This window comes from Sphingopyxis sp. MWB1, from assembly GCF_000763945.1.
Classification (GTDB): Bacteria; Pseudomonadota; Alphaproteobacteria; order Sphingomonadales; family Sphingomonadaceae; genus Sphingopyxis.
On sequence record NZ_JQFJ01000005.1, the window covers coordinates 56920 to 72510 of the forward strand.

Sequence of the window (15591 nt, forward strand, 5' to 3'; positions counted from 1 at the left end):
CAAATGGAAGGGCGTAGATGTCGATTAATATTTTTGGCCCCCCTTTCGACTGGGCGGCAACGGGATCAATGGTCCAAGGGGTCGCAACGCTAGTCGGGGCAATCGCAGTTCTGGGAGCCGCAAAGATGGGAGCCGACACATTCGAGGCATGGCGTCGGCAAAAGGTCACAGAGCGCCACATTGAACAAGCAGAGAGAATACTTACGGCAGCATACAAAGCGCGCCGCGCCCTGAAATATGTGCGGTCGCCATTAGTTGATGGCTGGGAGCTTGCGGCGGCAGAAGAGCATTTTAAAGATAATCACGGGGCAGATTGGGAAAATCGGGCAGGCGAAAATCAGCAGCGCCTTAAGACTGTTCGAGCATTACAAAACCGCCTCATAAAAACGGCTGACGAATGGAGCGAGCTGAATGAGGTTCTTCCGGCAGCGCGGGCGCTATTTGGCCCTGATCTGGAAGATGCTGTGGAAAAGCTCGCTCGCCAGTTCATCGACGTTAACATCATGCTCGAAGCTCACATGGATGATCGCGGAGCCGATCCAGATTATACTCGCGAAGTGAAAGCCGCGATTTATGATGTGGCACCGCATGGCAGCGTTAACGCTGTGACGGCTGTTATCAACGAGGCGGTTGCTGAAATCGAAACCATTTGCCTGCCCACTATACGACTTGAAGGACCAAAAACGTCCGTAATCAAAAAATAGCATAGCCGTGCGAGGGGCCAAATCTGACCTCACACGCTGCGGCTTCCCCCCGTGGGGGGTGCCCGGCTCTACACAGCGCGCGCCGGATGATCGCCCGGCACCCTGTCCAGCCCTGCCATCCCGGATAGGATCATAGGTTATAAGCTACGCGCTAGGCTCACAACATATGTTGACGTCCCCAATGAGCCACCATATGAGCCACCTCCGAGAAAGGCATATCTTTTGAGCCAAGGAGGCACCATGAGCCATCGCGTTGCATATTACCGAGTATCGACCGGGGACCAAAACATTGAAGCCCAGCGCGCCGCAATGGGCGGCAGCTTCGATCAAGAGTTCAGCGACACAGGGGTAAGCGGCGGGACGCTAGCCGCCGACCGCCCCGGCTTCGCTAAGTTGCTACAGGCCATCCGCAAGGGCGATACGCTCTGTGTCTATGCCGTGGACCGGCTGGGGCGCGATGCTCTGGACGTACAAGGTACAGTGCAGACCCTGATTGATCGCGGCGTCATTGTGGACGTTCACGGGCTGGGAAAGATTGAGGGCGACATCGGCAAGCTGATATTGGCGGTGCTGGCACAGGTCGCAGAAATGGAACGCAACCGGATAACCGAACGGTGCAACGCTGGCCGAGAGGCGGCGCGCGCCTCGTTGGCTGCTACCGGTAGAACGCACAAGGGCAAGCATGGCCTCGGTCGGAAGCCCGTCTACCTTGCCAATGAGAAGGCCATCGGAACCCCCGATAAGATCGCCGCTTGGCGCAGAGCCAACAACGCCAGCATCGCCGACACCGCCCGCCACTTTGGCGTCAGCACCGCGACTGTTAAGCGCTACTGCGCTGCCAGCTAGAGCACCGGTGCGCCGTAACCGGTGATTCTTCACAGGTCGCCGTGCAACGCCTACAGTTCTGCGGCCCGACATTCGGGTGGGAGGGGCCTCCGCCTCAGGCCTCGCGCGCAGGAGTTTCCGATGACCGATCACCCCTCCTTGACCACCCCGGCCCGCCTCGCCGAACGCTGGGAGGTCAATACGACGCTGATATACGACCTGCTCAACTCGGGAGAGCTTCCGGGCTTCAAGCTGGGCGGCAAGCTGTGGCGCATCAAGATGATAGACGTGGAGGCTTACGAGTGCCGTTCATCGGTCGGGTGATTTGGGACCGCCCTAACAGCCCCAGTTCGAGTGACCTTCCGGCGCGCCCTGCGTAGCCTAGGCACTCCCCGACCTATTTCCATAGTCCCCATGCGCGGCTTTTCCGTTGATCGCGCCGGGATTTCCTTGCGGGGTTGCTTCCCCCTCGGTCTGTCGGCCCTCGCCTTTTCACGCACCGGTTTTTGTTGTCCTCGGGTGCGAACTGGCGGGGGCCGCTTCACCTGCGCTGTCCGTGCTGGGTTGACCAAGGCTGCACGTCCCTGCCCCTTACCTGTCTCGTGTGATTGTCACTTCATAAACTCGAAAGGAACCCGATGACCAACCCGGGCACATTGCCCATTTCATCCGCTGGATTTGACGCCTTGCGGAACAACACCGACCTCGCCGACTATTTCACTCGCAATGGCAACCGCATCGCAGCCTGTCGCGCCATGCTCGACCTGCTCGGTATTCCCTACCCCGATTGGGCGCGACGGGACGCCAGCGGGCGCGCAGCCCAGCACAAGGCGATGGTCGCCGCCTTCCGTGCGGACAACCCCCATGCCCGTTGACACAGACCCAGCCGCAGACGCCGCCGCTTTGGTAGCGGTCGCCGCCAAGCTCGATCTAACGCTCGACAAGTCGCCCCGCTGGGGAGACTGGAACATCACCGGCCCAGCCTCAGAGCACCGGGCCATGCTGGCGCGCTTCCGCGCCGATCATCCGATGGAGAATCTCCCTTGGGGCTATTGCCCTCCATGACGACCGACACCGGGCTTGTACCGGAGGGCATTGGCCACGACCCAGACCTGTCAGGGATGACGGCCCCGGAACGCCGGAAACACCACACCCAGGAACTTCGCGGTATCGCCAAGTGGCAGGGTCTCGACGGAGTGAAGGCTTACAAAGCCCGATGGCCGGAGGCTGCCGACATCCGCGTTGACAGCGAGCCGCGCGCCTACGCCCCTAAGCCCGCTGGATACAAGGCCGCAATCATGGCGATGGTCGGCCTCTGGTTCGACAGCAATGTCGCCTTGGCAGCGAGCAATCGCGATGACGTAAGGCGGCTCAACGCCAAGCTGGGGGCAACCTTCGACCCCGATCGCTTCCTAAGCCGCCCGCTGTCTCCGTCGCTCCTACAGGCGATCGCTGGTGAGTTCGAGCGGCGGGGTAAACATCTCGACACCGCGAAGGCCAAGAGCCTCTCACAGGTGCGGCAGGCCGTGCGCTCCGCCAAAGCCAAGGCCGCGCCGGAAGGCAAGCCCTTCGCCGGTATTGGCACCCGCACCGCGAAGGCTCTGACAATCGGGCAACGGACGTTCGCCATTGAAACGCACAAGGGCCGCGAGTGCGTCCGGGTTTCCACAGGCGGGGCACGGCAGCGCATATACCTCGACTTTGTGCAGGAGCTTCTTGCTGGATTGCCACAGGGTGAAGCCAGGGAAGGCCCCCTCCCTACTATATTACAATATACGGGGGAACTGGCCCCCAGCGACGAGCCAGACCCGTTGGCCGACATTCCGCCAACCCCGGGGACCAACTCCCACAATAATCCCACTTTGTCTCCCGGGGAACTGGCCCCCAGCCTGTCCGACAAGGTGAGGTCATTGAAGGCTGACCGTCTCGCCAAGCAATCTGCCGCAGACGAACGGACGGCAGCATTGCAAGCCAAGGCCGACGAGCTGGGCTGCGACATCCTCGAACTCGACGACCTGTGATCCGGTGCGCCCAGCGCACTTCACGACCGAAATCCAAGCAACCGACGCGAGGCGACACGCCCGCGCAACCACAAGGAACCCGGTGAAAGCGCCACCGCCACCGCGCCGAAAGACTTCGCAGACTAGTGCTACAGCGCCGAAACGGGGGCGGGAGAGAAAACACCCTGCCCGCCCTCCGCGTGTCCCTGCGGTGCTGAAAATCGCCCTCAGGGGGCTACAGCCTAAATGCCGGGATTTTCCCAAGTTCACGATAGACCACGTCGATTTCGTTTTCGCCGTATCGTCGGTTCATCTTACCCGACGAGTGCCCGGTCATCGCGTCCACGGCGCGCTCGGATAGTCCGTATCGTTCGCCCAGCGTGACGAACCTGTGCCGCCATGCGTGATTGGGTTGCGGGGCACCCACACCCAGCGACCGCACCCATTCTGCCAGCTTGGACCCCAGCCGGTTCGCTTGCCGATTGATCGCGCTCTCACTCCGCCGCTTGTCGGGGCTGAAGAACAGTGGCCCGGCCCGGCGCTTCGCGACGAAAGTTAGGAAGCCCTGTGCAATCAGGTCCGGGTGCAGCGGCACGACACGGGCCAACTTGTTTTTGACGCTGCCCGCGTCCGGGGTGATGCGAATAGCGTGGACCTCGCCCAGCTTCACCACGTCAGCCTTGCGAAGCTGGGTAATCTCGGTCACCCGCGCCCCGGTGTAGCAGAGGAGCCACGGCACCCACCGCTTGGCGTTCACAAAGTCATCACCCTCTTTCCCTTCCCGGCCCTTCCGGGTTGCAAGGAGCACCTTGCGGGCCTCGTCATCGGACAGCGACCGGCTCCGGGTCTGCGGCTGTTTGGGCAACTGCACGGGCTTCACATCGCGCGCGGGGTTGCTGTCCAACAGCCCGTCATCAACAGCCCAACCCAGCACGACATTGACCGCAGCCAAATAGCTGCCGTTGATCGTCTTGGCGGACAGGCGCTTGCCCCGATAGGTTTCCACATCGCGAAGATGGTTGCGCCAGTCGATAAGGTGCCGCGTGGTCAACCGGGTGGCATCATCAATCCCGGTGAAGGCGATCAGCTTTTGGACATACGGACGCCATTGGGCAATCGTCTTGGCGTTCCTGCCGGGCACGGACGCATACCGCTCAAACAGGTCCATGAGGGCTACCTTGCGCGCGTCCCGTTCCTCTCGCGCCAACTCGCGGGCAAACTCAATATCCTGCCGCTCCCTATCAAGGCGAGTTGCGGCGGCCCGCAGAGCTTGCTGGGCAGCGAAGGCAGGGTCAGCCTCGGCCCGGGCCTCAACATCATCCCAGTGCGCCCGAGCAAGCTCGGCAGCTTCGACGGAGGCTAACTCCATGTCGTCTATGACAGCCTGCGATCGCCGCATGGCTTCGACGCCTGCCGCCACAGGCGGGTCAGCTCTGAGGACAGCACCGCCCCGGCGCGCGGCGTCGATAAGCTTGTCTGTGACCTCGGCCCACTTCCGAATCTTCGGGGCGGCCTCCCGGCGGTCTTTAGTTTTGAGAGAATATTTCCACTCTATGCGAGGTTTGCCGGTCGCGGTGCGGAAATGGCCGATCAAATCGGGCGGGACGACACGGCGGAAATAATAGGTTGCCCCGACCTTGGTTTCGTACTCTCGCATAGCGTTTTCCATTGTTACACATGTAACAGGCAGGTGAGAAAAACGCGAGGATTTCCAGTTACTTCTAGCTTTTTCAAGAGCTTAGAAGGTAATGGTGCCCAGAAGAGGACTCGAACCTCCACGACCTTGCGATCGCCAGCACCTGAAGCTGGTGCGTCTACCAATTCCGCCATCTGGGCACGGGGTAGGTGCGGGCGCTTAGCGGGGGGGTGCGCGGCTTGTCAACTGTGGTGGCGCCATCGAGGCGAAATTTATTGCGGCGCCCACGCATTTGCGCCCCGCGCGGCCCCATGCCCCTTGCCCCGGCGGGCGCTTCGCGGCATGGGGGCGGGGCGCGGCCTCGCTTTGGCTGCATGAGAGAATCGATCAACCGGATACAGGCGGACGCAATGCAGAGACTCGATGGGCAATTGATCACCGTGATAGGCGGCGGCGGCTTTGTCGGCCGCTATGTCGTGCAGCGCCTTTTGAGCCGCGGCGCGCGGGTGCGGGTTGCCCAGCGCCAGCCGCGGCAGGCCACTTTTCTGAAGCCGCTCGGCGGGCTGGGCCAGACGCAGTTCGTCGCTGTCGATGTGCGCGATGCAGCCAGCGTCGCGCGCGCGGTGGCGGGTAGCGATGCCGTCATCAACCTGGCGGGCAGCTTTGACGATATGATCGCGGTGCAGGCCGAAGGCGCCAAGCATGTCGCCGAAGCCGCGGCGGCGGCGGGCGTGCGCGCACTGGTGCATTTGTCGGCCATTGGCGCCGACAGCGAGAGCCCCTCGCGCTATGGTCGCAGCAAGGGCGATGGCGAAGCCGCGGTGCGCGCAGCCTTTCCGGGCGCCGTTATCCTGCGCCCCTCGATCATTTTCGGGCGCGAGGACCAGTTCATCAATCGTTTCGCCGGGATGATCCGTATCGCGCCCGTCGTGCCGGTCGTCGCCCCGAATACGAGGTTGCAGCCCGTCTATGTCGGCGATGTTGCCGATGCCGTGGTGGCGTCGCTGGAGCCCCAGGCAGCGGGCAAGCTGTTCGAACTGGGCGGGCCGCAGCAGATGACGATGGCGGCGCTGCTGCGCTGGATCGCCGAGGCGACGGGACGCAAGCGGCTGTTCGTCGAGCTGCCCGATGCGGTGGCATCGGCGCTGGCGACAGGGCTGGGCTGGGCGCCGGGCGCACCGATCACCCGCGACCAGTGGCTGATGCTGCAGCGGGACAATGTCGTGGTCGAGGGCGCCGAAGGATTGCACGCGCTGGGGATTGGCGCGACGTCGCTGCCCGCAGTCGCCGACGGCTGGCTGGTGCAATATAAGCGCAACGGGCGCTTTGCCGAAATTACCGATGCGGTCGAAAGTGCCGCGCAATAAGGGCTGGCGACGCTTTGGGTTGCAAATGCGACTGGAAAAAAGCGGCGCTTCTGCCTAGGCATCAATCAAGGACAAGGGGCGTCCGGCGGTGGTCGGGCGCTCTTTTCTTGTCACCCTTTGCCATCGCAGCCACAGAAACGGGATCCCTATGCCAAGTGCCCTTCCCCACCCCGACGACCACGGCCAAAATGGGGGCGCGGCATGAGCATGTGGCTGACCGCCGTCCTGCTGGGCATTATCGAGGGGCTGACCGAATTTCTGCCCGTGTCCTCGACCGGGCATTTGATCCTTGCGAGCGAATTGCTGGGATTCAAGGGCGAAGGATCGGCGGCGTTCAAGATCGCCATCCAGCTGGGCGCGATTCTGGCGGTGCTGGTGGCTTATCGCGCGCGCTTCTGGGCGGTCAGCCAGGGACTGCTGCGCCGCGAAGCGCCCGCCATCGCCTTTACCCGCAACATCCTGATCGGCTTTCTGCCCGCGATGCTGATCGGCGCGGTCGCCTATGAAGGGATTCGCGTCCTGCTGCAGTCGCCGACGACGGTGGCGGTGGCGCTGGTGCTGGGCGGCATCGCGATCCTGCTGATCGAACGCATGGTCAAGACGGTGAAGGTCGAAAGCGTCGAGACCATGCCCGTCCGCACCGCCATCGGCATCGGCATCGTCCAGTGCATCGCGATGATCCCCGGCGTCAGCCGGTCAGGCGCATCGATCATGGGCGCGCTGTTGATGGGGGTCGAACGCAAGACCGCGGCCGAGTTCAGCTTTTTCCTGGCCGTGCCGACGATGATGGGGGCGACCGTCTATTCGCTGTGGAAGGACCGCGCGATCCTGACCTTTGACGATGTGAGCGCGATTGCCATCGGGCTGGTGACCGCCTTTCTGGTCGCGCTGGTCGTGGTGAAGGCCTTTGTCGCCGTGGTGGGCCGCTATGGTTTTGCGCCCTTTGCCTGGTATCGGATCGTGATCGGCAGCATCGCCCTGATCTGGCTTGCCATGAGTTAGGTCCGAAGCCGCCCTAAATAATGTAAGATAATTACAGGGGCGCTTTCGAGCGGTAAAATGGCAAGGAATTTAGGTCAGTTATACTGCCCTGAATAGCAATTCACTGATGACAAGCCGGTGAGCAGGCTGCATTTCCCCCTTCAACAAAGGGGATTGCACCGATGGCTGCCGATAAGATGCTCAAATTTGTCGAGCGCGAACAAAATTATCCGGACAAGAGGTCCGCCGAGGAGCGCGCGCGCGATTTTCAGGAAATCGCCGAACGCTATGCTCCGCCGGAGGCCGATGCACAGGCAGCGCGCTGTTCGCAATGCGGCGTGCCCTATTGCTCGGTCCACTGCCCGCTGCACAATCATATTCCCGACTGGCTGCGCCTGACCGCCGAAGGGCGGCTGCGTGAAGCCTATGAATTGTCGAACGCGACATCGACCATGCCCGAAATATGCGGTCGCATCTGTCCGCAGGATCGCCTGTGCGAAGGCAATTGCGTGATCGAATTTTCGGGCCATGGCGCGGTGACCATCGGCAGCGTCGAAAAATATATCACCGACACGGCCTGGGCCGAAGGCTGGGTCGAGCCGCTGCAGGCCGGGCCCGCGACGGGGCAATCGGTCGGCATCATCGGCGCGGGGCCTGCCGGGCTGACCGCGGCTGAATATTTGCGCGCCGAAGGGCATGAGGTGCATGTTTACGACCGGCACGACCGCGCGGGCGGGCTGCTGACCTATGGCATTCCGGGTTTCAAGCTGGAAAAGCCCGTGGTGATGCGCCGTATCGAGCGGCTGGAAGCGGGCGGCATCCACTTCCATCTGGGCTTTGAGGTTGGCGGCGATGCGACGCTGGATGAATTGCGCCGCAAGCATGACGCGATTCTGGTCGCGACCGGTGTTTACAAGCCGCGCGAGATTAATGTCGCGGGCAATGACGCCCAAGGGGTGATCCGCGCGCTCGACTATCTGATTGCGTCCAACCGCAAGAGCTTTGGCGACGATGTTCCCGCTTTTGACGACGGGCGGCTCGATGCCAAGGGCAAGCATGTCGTCGTCATCGGCGGCGGCGACACGGCGATGGACTGTGTCCGCACCGCCGTGCGTCAGGGCGCGAAATCGGTGAAATGCCTCTATCGCCGCGACCGGGAGAATATGCCGGGATCGCAGCGCGAAGTTGCCAATGCCGAGGAAGAAGGCGTCGAGTTCGTCTGGCTGTCGGCCCCCGAAAGCTTCACCGCCGACAAGGCCGTGAAAGAAGTGGCGGTCGCGGGAATGCGGCTGGGCGCGCCCGATGCCAGCGGTCGCCGCAGCCCCGAGCCCGACCCGAGCCGCAAATTCGACGTGCCCGCCGACATGGTGATCAAGGCGCTGGGCTTTGATGCCGAGGATCTGCCGCAATTGTTCGGATCGCCCGATCTGAGCGTCACCCGCTGGGGCACGCTGCGCGTTGATCATCAGACGATGATGACCAGCCTGCCCGGCGTTTTTGCCGCCGGGGACATTGTGCGCGGCGCCAGCCTGGTCGTCTGGGGCATTCGCGACGGCCGCGATGTCAGCGAACAAATGTCGAAATGGTTGAAGCAGCGGCAAAAGGCGGAGAGAAAGGCCGCCTGACCATCAGGAAAAGGAATTTCTTCATGTCGATCCGTTCTGCCTTCATCTTTTTGGGTGCGCTTTGTGCGGCGCCTGCCTATGCACAGGCCGCCCCGGCTCCCGCCGCCGCGCCCGCCGTCGACGCGCCGGCACCCGAGCGGGTGGCGGCGGCGACAAAGCTGCTGGAAGTGATGATGCCGCCTTCGCAGCGCGAGGCGATGATGGGGCAGATTGTCGGTGCGACCATGTCCAACATCATGGGCGGTTTCAACCAGCAGCCGGGATTGCAGGAGGCGCTGAAAAACCCCAAGGTCAAGGCAGTGTTCGACCGCTTTATCGCGCGGCAGCAGCAATTGGCGGTCGCCGATGTGAAACAGCAGCTTCCCGGCCTGTTCGATGCCATGGCGCGTGCCTATGCGCGGCGCTTTACCGTCGCGGAAATGGGCGAGGTCGAGGCCTTTTTCGCTACCCCCACCGGGCAGAAATATGCCGTTGAATCGGTGCAGGTGATGAACGACCCCGATGTGGCCGCGTGGCAGGCGCAATCGGTCGCCAAGTCGATGGAACGCCTGCCCGCCGAGCTGCAACGCTTTCGCGAGGAGCTGCAAGCCGCGGGCGCGGCGAGCGGGTCGAAATAGGAGCGGATGACCATGACCAGGATCTGGACTCGCCCCCCCCTGCTCGCGGCCACAGCCGCCGCCGCGCTGGTCGCCGCGCCGCTGCCCGCCGCCGCCCTTGTGGCCGATGCGCCCGAGGAATGGACGATCGCGAAAGATGAGGAGCCGGGCGAGGCGGCGGCCCTCGACCTGGCGAAGGCCAAGCTGCAACAGCAGATGGACGAGGCGATCGCCTTTCTCGAAAAGCTGTTCGACATGAGCAAATTGCCTCCGGTCGAGCCCGCGCGGCTGGCGCTGGCCGAGACGACGACGGCAGCGCTGATCCCGCCGGGCAGTCTGGAGAAAATGGTCGACCGGCTTTATGGCCCGATCATCGACATGGCGATGGCGGAGATGGACAAGCCCTCTGCCGCAACGCTGTCGGCAAAAACCGGGATCGAAAGCGAGCAGATCGCCGAGTTGGACGAGGCGACGCAGGCCCAGATTGCCCAGATGTTCGATCCGAGGCGCAAGGAGCGCGAAGAGAAGATTCTGGCGGTGCTGCGTCCGTTGCTGAGCGAGGCGCTGTCCGACATGGAAGCGCCGATGCGCGCCGGGCTCGCCCGCGCCTATGCCCGCGAATATTCGGCCGCGCAGCTTGAGGACATCAACGCCTTTTTCGCCACCCCCACGGGCCGCAGCTTTGCGGGCGAAACGATGGTGCTGCAATCCGACCCCGAACTGATCCTCGCCATGGTGCGCGGGCTGCCACCGATGCTGAACAAGTTCATCGACCGGGCGCCCACGCTGGAAGCCGAATTCAAGGATATTCCAACGCCGCGCACCCTCGCCGATCTCGACAAGGCCGAGATGAAGCGGCTCGCCAAATTGCTGAAGGTCGATGTGAAAAGGCTGACGACCTATCGCGATACGCTGGACGCGCCGCTGGGCGAGGACGGCGAAGCGATGCTGGACGCCTATGACCGCGCAAACTGGTCCGAGGCGGACCTCGCCGAGGTCGAAGCGCTGGAACAGGCCGCTTATGAGGCCGAGCAAAAGGCCATTGCCAATGCGCTGAAATCAAAAGGCGCGCCGACGGATTCCGCCGAAGAAACCACCGAATAGGCCCTGCCCTTTCGCATCAGGAAAATAGAATGACCCATTATCCCACCCCCGATCATGCCCGCCTTGCCGAAACCGGCATGTATCGCCCCGACATGGAATCCGATGCCTGCGGCGTCGGCATGGTCGCGGCGACCGATGGCAAGGCTTCGCGCCGGGTGGTCGAGGCGGCGATCGAGGCGCTGCGCGCAGTATGGCACCGCGGGGCGGTCGATGCGGATGGCATGACCGGGGATGGCGCGGGCATTCACGTCGATTTGCCGATCCGCTTTTTCGACGATGCCATTGCCGCATCGGGGCATGTGGTGCGCCCCAACCGGCTGGCGGTCGGCATGATCTTTCTGCCGCGCACTGACTTGAACGCGCAGGAGGAATGCCGCACCATCGTCGAATCCGAAATCATCGACGCGGGCTTTACCATCTATGGCTGGCGGCAGGTGCCGGTCGATGTGTCGGTGATCGGCGACAAGGCGCAGCGCACGCGCCCCGAGATCGAGCAGATCATGATCGCCGGCCCCTTGCCCGAGGACCAGTCGATCGACGAATTTGAAAAGCAGCTTTACCTCGTCCGCCGCCGGATCGAGAAAAAGGTGGTCGCAGCGCAGATCCATGATTTTTATATCTGCAGCCTGTCGGCGCGCTCGATCATCTACAAGGGGCTGTTCCTCGCCGAAAGCCTCGCCGATTTCTATCCGGACCTTACCAACAAGGCGTTTGAAAGCCGGGTCGCGATTTTCCACCAGCGCTATTCAACCAATACATTTCCGCAATGGTGGCTGGCCCAGCCGTTCCGTTGCCTCGCCCATAATGGCGAGGTGAATACGGTTCGCGGTAACAAGAACTGGATGAAAAGCCACGAGATCAAGATGGCGAGCCTCGCCTTTGGTGAGCATTCGGAAGATATCAAGCCGGTGATCCCGGCGGGCGCCTCGGACACCGCTGCGCTCGATGCCGTGTTCGAGGCGCTATGCCGCGCGGGGCGCGACGCGCCAACCGCCAAGCTGATCCTGGTTCCCGAAGCCTGGGGCGGCGACAGCGACCTGCCCGAAAGCCACCGGGCGATGTACAGTTTTCTGGCGAGCGTGATGGAGCCATGGGACGGCCCCGCCGCGCTGGCGATGACCGATGGCCGCTGGGCCGTCGCCGGGATGGACCGCAATGCGCTGCGCCCGCTGCGCTATTCGTTGACCGCCGACAATCTGCTCGTCGTCGGATCGGAAAGCGGCATGGTGCTGCTGCCCGAGGCGAGCCTGCGCAAAAAGGGCCGGCTGGGGCCGGGCCAGATGATTGCGGTCGACCTGGAAAATGGCCGGGTTTACGAGGATCGCGAGATCAAGGACGAAGTTGCCGGGCGGCAGGATTATGGCGCGCGGGTCAAGGGCTTTCGCACCATGGCCGACCTGCCCGCCGCCGGGAAAACCAGCGTTGGCGACTGGGACCGCGACGAATTGCTGCGCCGCCAGGTCGCCGCCGGGCTGACGATGGAGGATATGGAGCTGATCCTGTCCCCCATGGTCGAGGATGCCAAGGAAGCCATTGGCTCGATGGGCGATGATACGCCGCTCGCAGTGATTTCGGACAAGCCGCGCCATGTCGCGCAATTTTTCCGGCAGAATTTCAGCCAGGTCACCAATCCACCGATCGACAGCTTGCGCGAGCGGCATGTGATGAGCCTGAAAACGCGCTTTTCCAACCTCGCCAACATCCTCGACGAACAGGGGCAGAGCGAACATGTTCTGGTGATCGATTCGCCCGTGCTCGTGGGCGATGACTGGGACCGGCTGCGCGCTTATTTCGGCGATGCGGTCGCCGATATCGACTGCACTTTCCCTGCGGGAAGCGACCCTGCCGCGCTGCGCGAAGCCATCACCCGCATCCGCCGGGAGGCCGAGGATGCGGTGCGCGCGGGACGCAGCGAGCTGTTCCTGAGCGACGAGAAGATCGGCAAGGACCGCGTCGGCATGGCGATGGTGCTGGCCGCTGCGGCGGTGCACACCCACCTCGTGCGCAAGGGGCTACGCAGCTATGCCTCGATCAATGTGCGGTCGGCCGAAGTGCTCGACACCCACGGTTTTGCGGTGCTGGTCGGGGTCGGCGCGACGACGGTTCACGCCTATCTGGCCGAAGCCGCCATCGCCGACCGCCATGCGCGCGGCCTGTTCGGCCGCGAATTGCCGCTGATCGAATGCCGCCAGCGTTTCCGCAAGGCGATTGACGACGGCCTTCTCAAAATCCTTGCGAAGATGGGGATCGCCGTCATCTCCAGCTATCGCGGCGGCTATAATTTCGAGGCGGTGGGGCTGAGCCGCGCGCTGGTCAACGACCTGTTCCCCGGAATGCCCGCGAAAATTTCGGGCGAAGGCTATCAGTCGCTGTTCATCAATGCGACCGACAAGCATAGCGCGGCCTTTGACAGCCGGGTCACCACCCTCCCCATCGGCGGTTTCTATCGCCAGCGCGCGGGCGGCGAGGCGCATGCCTATTCGGCGCAGCTGATGCACCTGCTCCAGACAGCGGTCGCGACCGACAGCTATTCGACCTATTTGCAATTTTCGCGCGGGGTCGCCGACCTGCCGCCCGTTTATCTGCGCGATCTGATGGAGTTCAACTATCCCCAGCAAGGCGTGCCGCTGGAAAGCGTCGAGGCGATTACCGAGATCCGCAAGCGCTTTGTCACCCCCGGCATGTCGCTGGGCGCGCTGTCGCCCGAAGCGCATGAAACGCTGGCGATTGCGATGAACCGCATCGGCGCCAAGGCGGTGTCGGGCGAAGGCGGCGAGGACAGCGCGCGCTATCAGCCCTATGCCAATGGCGATAATGCCAACAGCAATATCAAGCAGGTCGCCTCGGGACGCTTTGGCGTGACCGCCGAATATCTGGGCGCGTGCGACGAGATTGAGATCAAGGTGGCCCAAGGCGCCAAGCCCGGCGAAGGCGGGCAGCTTCCCGGTTTCAAGGTCACCGAGTTTATCGCGCGGCTGCGCCATTCGACGCCGGGGGTGACGCTGATCAGCCCGCCGCCGCACCATGATATCTACTCGATCGAGGATCTGGCGCAGTTGATCTATGACCTGAAGCAGATCAACCCCAAGGCGCGGGTGTGCGTGAAGCTGGTCAGTTCAGCCGGCATCGGCACCGTCGCCGCCGGGGTCGCCAAGGCGCACGCCGACGTCATTCTGGTGGCGGGCAATACGGGCGGCACCGGCGCCAGCCCGCAGACGAGCATCAAATATGCGGGCACCCCGTGGGAAATGGGATTGTCCGAGGTCAATCAGGTGCTGACCCTCAACCGCCTGCGCCACCGCGTGCGGCTGCGCACCGACGGCGGGCTGAAGACCGGGCGCGATATCGTCATCGCCGCGATTTTGGGGGCCGAGGAGTTCGGCATCGGCACGCTGAGCCTGGTGGCCATGGGCTGCATCATGGTGCGCCAATGCCATTCGAACACCTGCCCCGTGGGCGTGTGCACGCAGGATGAGAAGCTGCGCGCCAAATTCACCGGATCGCCTGAAAAGGTCGTCAATCTGATGACCTTCATCGCCGAGGAGGTGCGCGAAATTCTCGCCAAGCTGGGATACCGCAGCCTTGATGAAGTGATCGGCCGCACCGAATTGCTGCGGCAGGTCAGCCGCGGGGCCGAGCATCTCGACGATCTCGACCTCAACCCGCTGCTCGCCAAGGTCGATGCACCCGACGATCAGCGCCGTTCGCAAGGACCTCATTTCCGCAATCCGGTGCCCGACAGCCTGGACGCACAGATTTTGGTCGATGCCAAGCCGCTGTTCGAGCGCGGCGAGCGGATGCAGCTGACCTATAATGTTCGCAACACCCACCGTGCGGTCGGCACCCGCCTGTCGGCGGAAGTGACCCAGCGCTTCGGGATGCGGAGCCTGGCCGACGACCATGTGCAGGTGCGGCTGCGCGGGACGGCGGGCCAGTCGCTGGGCGCCTTTCTGTGCCAGGGCATTACGCTGGAAGTGTTCGGCGACGCCAATGACTATGTCGGCAAGGGCCTGTCAGGCGGGCGGATCATCGTGCGCCCCACCGTGTCGAGCCCGCTGGTCAGCCAGCATAACAGCATCGTCGGTAACACCGTCCTCTATGGCGCGACGGCGGGCACGCTGCTCGCCGCTGGACAGGCGGGCGAGCGCTTCGCGGTCCGCAATTCGGGCGCCAATGTCGTCGTCGAAGGATGCGGCGCCAATGGCTGTGAATATATGACCGGCGGAACGGCGGTGATATTGGGTCCGGTGGGGTCCAACTTTGGCGCGGGCATGACGGGCGGCATGGCTTTCGTCCTCGACAGCGACGACAGTTTTGAACGCCACGCCAACCCCGAATCGATCGTCTGGCAACGGCTGGACAGCGCCCATTGGGAAGGCGTGCTGAAGACGCTGGTCGCCGACCATGCCAAGGCGACGGGCAGCCGCTGGTCCGCCGAAATATTGGCCGACTGGGACCGCTGGCGGATGCGTTTCTGGCAAATCTGCCCCAAGGAAATGCTGAGCCGTATCGCGCATCCGCTGAGCGATGCCGAAGCCGAGGTGGTTGCGGCGGAATAGGCCGCAAGCCGCTGCGTCCGGTAAGAGCGCGGGCTGGAGATGGCTTCGCCCGGCTTTGCCGGGCTCGCCATGACGGTGGTTTAACCGACGCAAAAAAGGGGCCCGCATATGCGGACCCCTTTTCGCTGGCGGCTACGCGACTTTAAGAGAAAGTCGGATATGCAGCGCCAGATAGCCAAGGGCTAAGCCTCAAC

13 protein-coding genes and 1 tRNA gene are annotated in these 15591 nt (G+C 63.2%); 12 read left to right on the forward strand and 2 right to left on the reverse strand.

Annotated elements, in window-relative coordinates:
* Positions 1-17 precede the first annotated feature (17 nt).
* The 6 genes from JV18_RS15280 to JV18_RS0113450 all read left to right on the forward strand — a co-directional run bounded on the left by JV18_RS15280 (position 18) and on the right by JV18_RS0113450 (position 3550).
* Positions 18-704: a hypothetical protein gene (locus tag JV18_RS15280; protein ID WP_144243982.1), complete on the forward strand. Its 687-nt coding sequence runs from the start codon at positions 18-20 to the stop codon at positions 702-704.
* Positions 705-944: 240 nt separating this feature from the next.
* The gene (locus JV18_RS0113430) at positions 945-1550 is read left to right on the forward strand and encodes a recombinase family protein (RefSeq protein ID WP_033075482.1); all 606 of its coding nucleotides are present in this window, start codon (positions 945-947) and stop codon (positions 1548-1550) included.
* A gap of 120 nt (positions 1551-1670) precedes the next feature.
* On the forward strand, positions 1671-1853 hold the full coding sequence (locus tag JV18_RS0113435) for a helix-turn-helix domain-containing protein (RefSeq protein WP_033075483.1): 183 nt from the start codon (positions 1671-1673) through the stop codon (positions 1851-1853).
* 314 nt (positions 1854-2167) lie between these two features.
* Entirely contained in the window at positions 2168-2404 is a 237-nt protein-coding gene (locus JV18_RS0113440) for a hypothetical protein (protein WP_033075484.1), read from the forward strand.
* Positions 2394-2594, forward strand: coding sequence for a hypothetical protein (locus JV18_RS0113445; RefSeq protein ID WP_033075485.1), 201 nt, complete (start codon positions 2394-2396; stop codon positions 2592-2594). Before JV18_RS0113440 ends, JV18_RS0113445 begins: the two co-directional genes overlap by 11 nt.
* On the forward strand, positions 2591-3550 hold the full coding sequence (locus JV18_RS0113450) for a hypothetical protein (protein WP_033075486.1): 960 nt from the start codon (positions 2591-2593) through the stop codon (positions 3548-3550). The genes JV18_RS0113445 and JV18_RS0113450 overlap by 4 nt, the downstream gene beginning before the upstream one ends.
* A gap of 214 nt (positions 3551-3764) precedes the next feature.
* Here JV18_RS0113450 and JV18_RS14765 read toward each other — a convergent pair whose 3' ends face one another.
* On the reverse strand, positions 3765-5186 hold the full coding sequence (locus JV18_RS14765; RefSeq protein ID WP_052072265.1) for a DUF6538 domain-containing protein: 1422 nt from the start codon (positions 5184-5186) through the stop codon (positions 3765-3767).
* A 92-nt stretch (positions 5187-5278) separates the two neighbouring features.
* Positions 5279-5365 (reverse strand) — tRNA-Leu (locus JV18_RS0113460).
* A 210-nt stretch (positions 5366-5575) separates the two neighbouring features.
* Between JV18_RS0113460 and JV18_RS0113465 the strand changes: the two genes are divergently transcribed.
* The 6 genes from JV18_RS0113465 (at position 5576) to gltB (ending at position 15397) form a co-directional block, all read left to right on the forward strand.
* Positions 5576-6532, forward strand: a complete 957-nt coding sequence (locus tag JV18_RS0113465) for a complex I NDUFA9 subunit family protein (RefSeq protein ID WP_033075487.1) — start codon at positions 5576-5578, stop codon at positions 6530-6532.
* Between the two features lie 201 nt (positions 6533-6733).
* Positions 6734-7534: an undecaprenyl-diphosphate phosphatase gene (locus JV18_RS0113470; RefSeq protein WP_033075488.1), complete on the forward strand. Its 801-nt coding sequence runs from the start codon at positions 6734-6736 to the stop codon at positions 7532-7534.
* A gap of 161 nt (positions 7535-7695) precedes the next feature.
* The gene (locus tag JV18_RS0113475) at positions 7696-9138 is read left to right on the forward strand and encodes an NAD(P)-dependent oxidoreductase (RefSeq protein WP_033075489.1); all 1443 of its coding nucleotides are present in this window, start codon (positions 7696-7698) and stop codon (positions 9136-9138) included.
* Between the two features lie 23 nt (positions 9139-9161).
* Complete coding sequence (locus JV18_RS0113480; protein WP_033075490.1) at positions 9162-9755, forward strand: DUF2059 domain-containing protein; 594 nt, start codon at positions 9162-9164, stop codon at positions 9753-9755.
* A 12-nt stretch (positions 9756-9767) separates the two neighbouring features.
* Complete coding sequence (locus tag JV18_RS0113485) at positions 9768-10838, forward strand: DUF2059 domain-containing protein (protein ID WP_033075639.1); 1071 nt, start codon at positions 9768-9770, stop codon at positions 10836-10838.
* 29 nt (positions 10839-10867) lie between these two features.
* A complete protein-coding gene (gene gltB / locus JV18_RS0113490) occupies positions 10868-15397 on the forward strand; it encodes a glutamate synthase large subunit (protein WP_033075491.1) in 4530 nt (1509 codons plus the stop codon).
* Positions 15398-15591 lie beyond the last annotated feature (194 nt).

Excerpts from the sequence above, each read along its gene's own strand:
- JV18_RS15280 (WP_144243982.1), top strand. The coding sequence starts at position 18 with ATGTCGATTAATATTTTTGGCCCCCCTTTCGACTGGGCGGCAACGGGA.
- JV18_RS0113430 (WP_033075482.1), top strand. The coding sequence starts at position 945 with ATGAGCCATCGCGTTGCATATTACCGAGTATCGACCGGGGACCAAAAC.
- JV18_RS0113435 (WP_033075483.1), top strand. The coding sequence starts at position 1,671 with ATGACCGATCACCCCTCCTTGACCACCCCGGCCCGCCTCGCCGAACGC.
- JV18_RS0113440 (WP_033075484.1), top strand. The coding sequence starts at position 2,168 with ATGACCAACCCGGGCACATTGCCCATTTCATCCGCTGGATTTGACGCC.
- JV18_RS0113445 (WP_033075485.1), top strand. The coding sequence starts at position 2,394 with ATGCCCGTTGACACAGACCCAGCCGCAGACGCCGCCGCTTTGGTAGCG.
- JV18_RS0113450 (WP_033075486.1), top strand. The coding sequence starts at position 2,591 with ATGACGACCGACACCGGGCTTGTACCGGAGGGCATTGGCCACGACCCA.
- JV18_RS14765 (WP_052072265.1), bottom strand. The coding sequence starts at position 5,186 with ATGCGAGAGTACGAAACCAAGGTCGGGGCAACCTATTATTTCCGCCGT.
- JV18_RS0113465 (WP_033075487.1), top strand. The coding sequence starts at position 5,576 with ATGCAGAGACTCGATGGGCAATTGATCACCGTGATAGGCGGCGGCGGC.
- JV18_RS0113470 (WP_033075488.1), top strand. The coding sequence starts at position 6,734 with ATGAGCATGTGGCTGACCGCCGTCCTGCTGGGCATTATCGAGGGGCTG.
- JV18_RS0113475 (WP_033075489.1), top strand. The coding sequence starts at position 7,696 with ATGGCTGCCGATAAGATGCTCAAATTTGTCGAGCGCGAACAAAATTAT.
- JV18_RS0113480 (WP_033075490.1), top strand. The coding sequence starts at position 9,162 with ATGTCGATCCGTTCTGCCTTCATCTTTTTGGGTGCGCTTTGTGCGGCG.
- JV18_RS0113485 (WP_033075639.1), top strand. The coding sequence starts at position 9,768 with ATGACCAGGATCTGGACTCGCCCCCCCCTGCTCGCGGCCACAGCCGCC.
- gltB (WP_033075491.1), top strand. The coding sequence starts at position 10,868 with ATGACCCATTATCCCACCCCCGATCATGCCCGCCTTGCCGAAACCGGC.